Raw genomic sequence first — 8881 nt, 5'->3', positions numbered from 1 at the left:
TAACCCTTTTGTGCCTTAAGTCCTTTCCTGTATGAATTTCAGCTACTTTTGAGCGTAGTTGCTCTCATCGAATTTTATTTTAAGTTAATTATTTGCATAACAATTCCCGAAGAGCCAGAAAAAGGTACTTGTAAATTAGGGGGTATTCCAATTGCTGATCAACCTTTTGGGGGGATTTGGTGGTGTACTTGTAAAGGTCTTAATACAGATCCTATTATACAAGCACAGTTTATGACTACAGAACCTATTATTCCTGATTTCTCATCTGTCGTTACAAGAACTTTTGTTCCTACAGGAACTTGGACTGTTATAGGTCTTTCTCCAGATCCGATTAATTTTGAGCCTATCGGAAGTATGACAGTTAACTTTACATCTGACTCGCGCTTCCCTTCTGGTGTATCAGCAACTATCTCCAATCTTCAATTATCTACCATTGGGCTGCCTGATGGTGATATTTTAGCTACACTTTTTCCTCCTATTCCAATAGCTATAACAAACACTAGAAACAATACTTTTAATTTGTTTACCACGTCTTCAGCACTGGATATTTCACTGGAAACGGGAGAAACCAGGGGGTACTTTGGTGCTACAACCTCTATTCCAAGCCCTGATAATCATGGGAATATTGCCTTTAAAGGTGGAGTAAATGGATCACTAGACTTTAGGAACGGTACATGGACATGGACTGCTCAAGGAGATTTAACTGTCTGTTGTAAGGTTCCCGAACCCTCTACAGTCATCAGCTTATTAACCCTCGGCACTCTCGGCGCAGCCTCAACCCTCAAGCGCAAACTAAAACCGTCCCAATCCACCGAAAAAGAAACCACAAAAGTAGGCTAAATTGCTTCTAAAAATACTATAAATGCCCCTTCAATCAATCTTGAGGGGGGTTTGTTTTTTTATATCTCTTTTTTGGCAATAGATGCTATAATGAAAGGCCACTCTTTAAGATTGATTGATCGATCGTGGACTTTGAGATTATCAGCGATATCACGAATATCGAGATTATTGCCACAGGAACGGGAATTCGTAATCGGGAACGGTTGCAAAAACAGTATGGCAAAGGTAAATGGAGAAAATTAAAGGGCATAGCCCAAGTTCAGCTTCCCAATGGTATAGTAAGGTTAGCTGAAGTCCATTGGTACGAAGCTCATGGCATCGGCAAAAAAGAATTTAAGCTCAAGTTACCGTTTCTAGATTGACCATGAAAATAGAGTCATCTCCAACAAATAAGTTCGCAGTTTGTCTCAATAATGAAGGCTACGAAGCTTCACTAGAAGTTGGCAAAATATACCGCGTTATCCCTGATGAGACAGCAGAAATAAACAGTCTAATTCGGGTTATTGATGAAAGTGGTGAAGATTACGCTTTTTCTGTGAATCGGTTTCATGCTATTGAGTTACCAAAGCCAATAGAAGAAGCTTTATTATCAGTTGCTAACTAGAACTTTCCCAATCCACTGAAAAAGAAACTACAAAAGTAGGCTAAATTGCTTCTAAAGATACCATAAATGCCCATTCATGTTATCTTGAGGGTATTTATACCGCTTTGCGGAAGGCAAAAGTCTTATACCATAGGCTTTTCATGTTCCTAATTTTTACAATCCAAATCAATCATTAATGCTACCAGTATAAAATAAATAAGAGGGGTTATTCATAATGAGTCCACATCCCTATAACTTTGATAACTTTACTCTTCTGGAATAAACTGATAAACCAAACGATGCTGACAGAACAAATTAAACCTTTAGCCAAGCAAAAATATCCACTGCTGATATTGACCAACGTTCTAAACCTTTAATCACTGCTAAAGGCTCATTATTTCCTTCAGTTGCAATATGTACTTTCGGTAATCCTGTTTGAAAAACGGTGACTGACTTTGCTGAAGGATCAATCAACCAACCTAATTCTGTTCCTTGTTGTAAACAGAAAATAATCTTTTCCATCCCTAAGGTAACAGATTGTTCAGGAGACATAATTTCAATAATCCAATCGGGATAACGTAAAAATTGATCGGCCATTTCTCCATCTATATCTCTTGGCAAATTCTCCCAACGAATCACCGCAATATCTGGCACAATTGAACGTTCTGCAAAAGTACAACGCAATTCAGGTAGAGCATAAGCTAATTTTTGAGGTTTAGTCTGTTGATTAATGGCAGAGGCTAACTCAAATTGTAAGATGCTGTGTTTTCCTTTAGGCATAGTTTTTTGAGTGACAATTCCATGATAATATTCCCTAGCAGGCTTAGTTTCTGGAAGGGCAAGAAATACTTCGAGGGAAAGGGCTTGTTTATCTTCTATTGTGGCAAACATTAGATTGATTTCTCCGATCTTGAGTTATTTTCTATTATAAGCTTCTGACTCCTGACTCTCAGGACAATTTTTGATTTTTAGAATAAGTCTAATCTATAAATACGGGTTTTTCTTTAAGCTCTAGCACGAAAAATTTGATTAGCAGTGAGGTTTAACTCTGGAAAAATCCCTGAAATAAGACGTTGATCCTGTTTAAATAAATTACCTTGATATTCTCCATCGATTAATTGATAGATAGAAATGGTGGGTTCTTTGGGGCTGCCGATATATCGGGCCGAACCTTTGGCTAAATAATCGATAATCCAATATTCGGCAATTCCTAATTGTTCGTAGTCGTCGAATTTTTTCAGATAATCATCTCGCCAATTGGAACTGACAATTTCAATAATTAATTTAGCTGATGTTGCCAGAGAAATTGAGGAAGCGGTTTCCCAATAGGGATCATTAACTAGATTTTCTCTGTCTAAGACAATAATATCGGGTAGATAACCTGTATGGGGGCGAAGGGGTTTTACTGCGGCAGTATTGGGGATAACATAGGGCAATTGCTGCCGATTTATCTCTAAGAATAGGTTTCCAGAAACAAATCCGCCAATTTCTTCGTGTTTTCCGATCGGTCGCATCATGGCCAATAATTTTCCTGCGATTAATTCGTATTGTTGTCCATCATCGGGATATTGATTGATATAGTCATCAAAAGTCAACAATTGGGGGATAGTTTGGGTTGTGGTCATGGCAGTTAGGGGGAATAAGAGAGATGATCTTTCTAGATTCTAACTCGATTAACGACGTTGCCACCAAGTCAATCCGGCTAGGGTAAATCCCACTAAAGGCATCACTACCATCCCTATCCAAAAAATAGCGTTAGCTTGCAGGGGATTTAAATTGATTCTTCTATTTTCTGGTTCCTTGGCCCGGATAGATAAGGTGGCTGTTTCACCACTGGCTAACCACTGCACAGAATTTAAAAATATATCTCCGTTTAACTGTTGTTCAAATAGTCCATCGCTGGCAAAGCTGGCATTACCAATCACGATTAATTTACCTTTTTTTCCCGTCAGAGCAACTCCTAGATCAAAAGGGCCAGCTAAATCTTTTTCAGGGTTAAACTGGAGATTCTGATCATTTAAATCACTTTCGGCCCACATTTTATCATTAGTAATCATTAAAGATACGGCTTCAATTCCTTCGACGGGAACGGTAGCGATGGGACGAGCAAAGGGAAAGATAGAAATACCGTTAGCAAAATCGCGAGTAATGGGATGATTACCGTAATTGGTAATAATGGGACTAGCCGGACCTAAACCAATGATTTCCCCGGCACCGGAAGCATCAATAATAATCCGATTATCTAGTTTCACACCCCAAGGGGTTAATAAGGGTTCTAATCCGGTTTCGGTTTGGGGGTCAATCAGTAATAAAATTTTGCCCCCTTGCTCAAGATAGTTTTTTAAAGCGGTGACTTCCTGGGGAAATATTTTTCTTTTGGGACTGGCAATAATAATGACATCGGCATTATTGGGAATGGTGGAACGTTCCACTAGATTAAGTGGTTCTACTTGATAACCTTTTGCTTCTAAACTATTGACTGCTTGTCCTAAACCTCCTTGAGGTTCTTTGATGGCATTTTCTCCATGACCTTGCAGAAAGTAAGCGGTTAAAGTGCGATCGGTTTTAGCGGTTTCGATAGCGTTACTCAATTTCGCTTCGGTGAGACTTTCCTGTTCACTAATAGTTTTCAGGGGTTGTTTTTTTTCACCATACTGTAGATAGACTCTGGACAGATTATCATCAGCTAGTTTTTTAAATTCTTGGACAATATTGGGTTTTTTCTCCGGGTTAACTATCTCGTACTGAAATTGGGGATTTTTGCGTTGATAATTGGCTAAAAGTTCCTGTTCGTTGGCACTGATTCCCCGGGTTGAAAAAATCCAGACTTTGACTGGTTTTGACAGATTGGTTAATAGTCTTTCGGTTTGGGGGGATAAACTAAAGATTTGGTTTTCGGTTAAATCAACTCGATAGGGATAACGGAGGGCGAGAAAGTTAATTAAACCGATAACGCTGAGGACAATAATAGTAGTAATGAGGGTTTGAGTGCCGGTGCGGGTACTTCTTTTTTGCCAAAAGTCTTTGGCAGTGGTTACTAATAACAACAGCCACCCTAGAAACAGAATAGCCCCGGCAATTAATAACCCCAGAGAGAGGGATGACCATTGACCGGAGATTAACCCCACGGTTAGGCCGGCACTACCCAGAAATAGGGCGGGTATATAGAGAAATTTACTGTATTTTTGCCAGGATATCATAGTTAGTTTCTTTGATAACGGTCCGCTTCGATCGCTTGAGTAGTTAGGAAGATTCCCAGCAGAATATAACTGAGGAAGATGACTAAACTACTACTGTCAAAAATTCCCCGCACGAAATTGTTAAAGGGTTGATACCAAGATAGATGGGAGAGCAATTCTTTCAGGAAAAATCCGATCTGTTCTCCCACTTCTCCTCCAATGCGATCTCGAAAGAAGGTTTCGGCATTGTTAGCAATGACATCCAGTATCCAGATAAATAAGATGGTGATAAAAGTGATGATGTAAGCCAGGATAGAACTATTGGTGAGGGAGGAGATAAACATCCCAAGGGCTAGGATGGCCGCTGCTAGTAAAATTAATCCTAGATGAGCTAGTAAAATACTGGCTATATTCACCGGGGGAACTGCGGCACTAAAAACTACTATTTCGTAAATCCACAGGGGGGTAATCATCACAGTAAAAAAGGCCAGCACTCCCAATAATTTACCGATCGCTATACTCCAATTAGTCAGGGGGGAAGTGGCTAAAAGTTCTAGGGTTCCCTGTTTTTTTTCCTCTGCGTATAATCCCATAGACAGGGCTGGCAAAATTACCAACAATAAAGAGGATAAAATCATGCCGATGAAAGTGGTCATAAATTCAGATACCATATCTCTGGCTACCAGAAATCCCGATTGTTCCTGGATACTAATATCGAGAATAATGCCGTAGAGAAGGGAGTTAAAGAAAAATCCTGCTACTAACCAAAATATCCCCATAATGATATAGGCATTGGCAGCCGTAAAATAGCTTTGAAATTCCTTGCGAAAAATCGCCCAGATATTATTGATCATGCCTCTCCTCCTGGTGGTTATTTTCCCCGCTGCCGATTACTTCCAGAAAGATATCTTCTAGGGTTTTACGGGTGCGACGCATTTCTAATAAGTTATAACCATTGTTGACAACTATTCTAGCAAGTTCTGCCCCTAAGTTTGTTCCCACTTGACCAACAATTTTGAGCAGGTTATCGCCGACTTTTGCCGCTTGCTCGACTTGCGGCAGTTGTTGAAGGATTTCTAGCAGGGAATCCCTATCACCCTCAATCTCAATTTCATAACTGGAACTGGCAGGGGTAGCGGTAGTAATATTATTGGCCACGATGCGACCCCGATTAATAATTGTCGCTCGATCGCAGGTAATACTCACTTCTGGTAAAATATGAGTGGAGAGAATAATTGTATGTTCTCCCGCTAAACTTTTAATCAGATTTCTCACCTCGATAATCTGTTTCGGATCCAATCCTACTGTCGGTTCATCTAAAATAATTACTGGTGGATCGTGTACGATCGCTTGGGCAATTCCCACACGCTGTTTATAACCCTTGGACAACTTGCGGATAATAACTTTTCTTTTTTCTAGTAACTGACATTTGCTTAAAACTAAATCTACCCGCGCTTTTCTATCCCCCGATGAGATGCCTTTAATCCGTGCGACAAAATCCAGAAAACTTTCTACGGTCATCTCTGGATACAAGGGGGGATTTTCGGGAAGATAACCAATGCGACGACGCACTTCTAAGGATTGTTGATGTACATCGTATCCTGCTATCCTTGCTGTTCCTGTTGTGGCAGGAATATAACCGGATAAAATCCTCATAGTGGTGGTTTTTCCCGCTCCATTTGGTCCTAAGAAACCTAGTATTTCTCCTTTTTCTACGGTAAAATCCACGTCACTGATTGCCGCGGTAGAACCATAAATTTTACTCAGATGTTCCACTTCAATCATAAGCTTTATCAGTTATCAGTTATCAGTTATCAGTTACCAGTTATCAGTTATCAGTTATCAGTTACCAGATAGGAGTTTTCAGTTACCAGATAGGAGTTTTCAGTCTGTTAAGTGACAAGTTCGGAGCTTTCTTTTCACTGATTACTGATTACTGATCACTGATAACTGATTTTTCCCAGACTATGATCCTGATTAATTTCTGCCACTAGATGCGCTTGTTTGAGCAGGGGTGGGAGAAATAATTGCGGATGTAAACTTTTCCAAAAATACTTGACAAATTCCTCGATTTCTGATGGGTTCATACCTCCTTTTGCTTCGGCTGCCTGTCGCCATTGTAAACTGTAACGGTAGTCAAGGGGATAAAGAATCAGTAAGCGATCGATTTTTGACCAGAGGGGTAGATATTCCCGCAATCTTTGATTATTATCCCTAGCGAATTGTCGGTCTTCTTCGCTATTAATCGGATCGGGGGCATGATCAAAGACTGTTTCCTCTATTGGATTCATGCCCACAAACCAACCCTCGAAAAAAAGAATATCAACTCGTTCCACTTGTTCCGGTGCAATTCTATCTCCTTGTCCTCGATGCAGGGACTTGTCAAAACGCGGGATTAAAATCGGACTTTCTTGCTGACAAACCTGTTCTAAAACTTTAATTCCTAATTCTATATCATGAGTACCCGGTGGACCACGCCAGCGCAATCTTTTATCCTTTTGACGCAATTTTATTCGCTCATTATAGGTCTTATAAATATCATCTAAAGAGAGATTATTTACTTTTAAATCAAAATAGGCTAAAATAATCGACATTATGGATGTTAATGTGGTCTTCCCCGTGCCTTGGGGGGCCAAAATGCCTTGAATCAACGGTTTTGCGTGGTTGCGTAGCTGTAGCGCCCAGGGAATCCAGAAGTGCCAACAGCTGATCAAAATCTGATTTGGCTGATTTATCCCTAACTCCTGACATTTTTGCCAGACTCGCGGCCAGAGAATCGTTAATAGTTCCGCCCTTTCCTGTAGGATGAGAGGGTTAGTCTCCCTAAAATTTAAGGATTCGATCTCTAGTAAATCTTCTAGATCCGCCTGACTTAAGGGATTTTCGTCGATTAATCCCCGTAAAATCGTCAAAATCTTCATAGCTATTATCGGAATTAGGAAAAAACTGTCCCAGTGATTCAGGAGTAATTCTCTGGGTTATGGGTTCGCTCAAGATTTTTTTGTAAGAGTGTTTTTTAGGGTTATTTGCCCAAAAATGAAGGGTTTGCAGGCAGGCACGGATTCCCATTATATATATAATTATATGTCAAGTCCCGTTTTCAGTCAAGGGGTTTGGCTAAAAATCTCTAGCTTTGTCTCCAGTTTCTCAATCGGTTAGACTAAGAATTATTCACATTACTTAACAAAACAGCAGATGAATACAGCTGCTCTGACGACAAGGCAAAATTGGCAATGGCAAGGAAATTCTATACACTATGTGCAAGCGGGTACTAGAGTTGCGGGAAAACCCCCATTACTATTAGTCCACGGTTTTGGCGCTTCCACCGACCATTGGCGAAAAAATGTGCAAGGTTTAGCCTCAGAATGGGAGGTATGGGCGATCGATCTGTTAGGATTTGGTAGATCAGCTAAACCGGATATTGTCTATAGTGGCAATCTTTGGCAGCAACAATTAAATGATTTTATCAAGGAAGTTGTGGGCCAACCGACGGTTTTAGCGGGTAATTCTCTGGGGGGTTACGCTTCTCTCTGTGTGGCTGCTAATCATTCCGAGAATGTTCGGGGATTAATTCTCCTCAATAGCGCCGGTCCCTTTAGCGATACAGAAAGCAATCGTCAGCCTAATTTAGCACAAAAATTACTGCGATCGATGCTGCTGCAACCCTGGGCCAGTTATCTCTTATTTCTCTATACCCGTCAACCAAAAACTATCCGCAAAACCCTAGAGAAAGTATATCTCGATCGCAGTGCGATTACCGAGCAGTTAATAGAAGATATCCGTCGTCCTTCCCTGGATGTGGGTGCAGCTAAAGTTTTTGCTTCTGTGTTTAAATCTCCCCGGGGGGAAAATGTGGATATTCTCCTGCAAAAGTTAAGCTGTCCCCTGTTGATGTTATGGGGTGAAGGGGACCCTTGGATGAATACTAGGGAACGCGGGGCCAAATTCCGTCAATACTATCCTTCTCTGACAGAATATTATCTCACTGCTGGTCATTGTCCCCACGATGAAATTCCCACAGAGGTTAACCGGTTGATTAGTGATTGGTTGAAAAGCTTATAGTTGACGCTTATCTGACCTGAAAAAAGAGGGTCTGCAGGCAGGCACGGATTCTCACTCTATATATAAGTATCTGTCAAGTGCGGGGATTTGTCAAGGTTTTTTTTGAGGAAATCTGCCAGAATTTGGCCAGTAGAAAAGACATTGGCCGGTATTGGTAGAGAAGCAGATGGATGAGTAATTTTAGGAGATAACTATCTACTTTATGTCTCTGTTGGTT

At 40.5% G+C, this 8881-nt stretch carries 10 protein-coding genes and 1 pseudogene; 4 read left to right on the top strand and 7 right to left on the bottom strand.

Features of this window, described 5'->3' with window-relative positions; all coding sequences use genetic code 11:
- Positions 1-48: 48 nt before the first annotated feature.
- From EWV84_RS02250 to EWV84_RS02240, 3 genes are all read left to right on the top strand, one after another.
- Positions 49-840 (top strand): PEP-CTERM sorting domain-containing protein, encoded by a 792-nt coding sequence (locus EWV84_RS02250; RefSeq protein WP_287076142.1) that lies wholly within the window; start codon positions 49-51, stop codon positions 838-840.
- A 125-nt stretch (positions 841-965) separates the two neighbouring features.
- On the top strand, positions 966-1202 hold the full coding sequence (locus tag EWV84_RS02245; RefSeq protein WP_004161776.1) for a hypothetical protein: 237 nt from the start codon (positions 966-968) through the stop codon (positions 1200-1202).
- 2 nt (positions 1203-1204) lie between these two features.
- Entirely contained in the window at positions 1205-1444 is a 240-nt protein-coding gene (locus tag EWV84_RS02240) for a hypothetical protein (RefSeq protein WP_002751846.1), read from the top strand.
- A gap of 294 nt (positions 1445-1738) precedes the next feature.
- Here EWV84_RS02240 and EWV84_RS02235 read toward each other — a convergent pair whose 3' ends face one another.
- From EWV84_RS02235 to EWV84_RS02210, 6 genes are all read right to left on the bottom strand, one after another.
- Positions 1739-2314 carry a Uma2 family endonuclease gene (locus EWV84_RS02235; RefSeq protein WP_287076141.1) on the bottom strand — a complete coding sequence of 192 codons (576 nt, stop codon included), beginning with the start codon at positions 2312-2314 and terminating at the stop codon, positions 1739-1741.
- A gap of 113 nt (positions 2315-2427) precedes the next feature.
- The gene (locus EWV84_RS02230; protein ID WP_287076140.1) at positions 2428-3048 is read right to left on the bottom strand and encodes a Uma2 family endonuclease; all 621 of its coding nucleotides are present in this window, start codon (positions 3046-3048) and stop codon (positions 2428-2430) included.
- Between the two features lie 48 nt (positions 3049-3096).
- The gene (locus tag EWV84_RS02225; protein WP_287076138.1) at positions 3097-4623 is read right to left on the bottom strand and encodes a GldG family protein; all 1527 of its coding nucleotides are present in this window, start codon (positions 4621-4623) and stop codon (positions 3097-3099) included.
- Between the two features lie 2 nt (positions 4624-4625).
- Positions 4626-5456, bottom strand: a complete 831-nt coding sequence (locus EWV84_RS02220) for an ABC transporter permease (RefSeq protein WP_287076136.1) — start codon at positions 5454-5456, stop codon at positions 4626-4628.
- Positions 5446-6387 (bottom strand): ABC transporter ATP-binding protein, encoded by a 942-nt coding sequence (locus tag EWV84_RS02215; protein ID WP_287076134.1) that lies wholly within the window; start codon positions 6385-6387, stop codon positions 5446-5448. Before EWV84_RS02215 ends, EWV84_RS02220 begins: the two co-directional genes overlap by 11 nt.
- A 155-nt stretch (positions 6388-6542) precedes the next feature.
- On the bottom strand, positions 6543-7523 hold the full coding sequence (locus EWV84_RS02210) for an ABC transporter ATP-binding protein (RefSeq protein WP_287076132.1): 981 nt from the start codon (positions 7521-7523) through the stop codon (positions 6543-6545).
- Between the two features lie 274 nt (positions 7524-7797).
- On the opposite strand from EWV84_RS02210, the gene EWV84_RS02205 reads away from it, so the two are divergent.
- The gene (locus tag EWV84_RS02205) at positions 7798-8664 is read left to right on the top strand and encodes an alpha/beta fold hydrolase (protein WP_287076130.1); all 867 of its coding nucleotides are present in this window, start codon (positions 7798-7800) and stop codon (positions 8662-8664) included.
- A 142-nt stretch (positions 8665-8806) separates the two neighbouring features.
- On the opposite strand, the pseudogene EWV84_RS22725 reads toward EWV84_RS02205, so the two are convergent.
- Positions 8807-8881, bottom strand: a pseudogene (locus EWV84_RS22725) (DUF29 domain-containing protein); the annotation flags it as partial.

The organism is Microcystis sp. M_QC_C_20170808_M3Col (assembly GCF_007095505.1).
Lineage (GTDB): Bacteria > Cyanobacteriota > Cyanobacteriia > Cyanobacteriales > Microcystaceae > Microcystis.
This window is presented reverse-complemented; position numbering and strand designations above follow the sequence as displayed.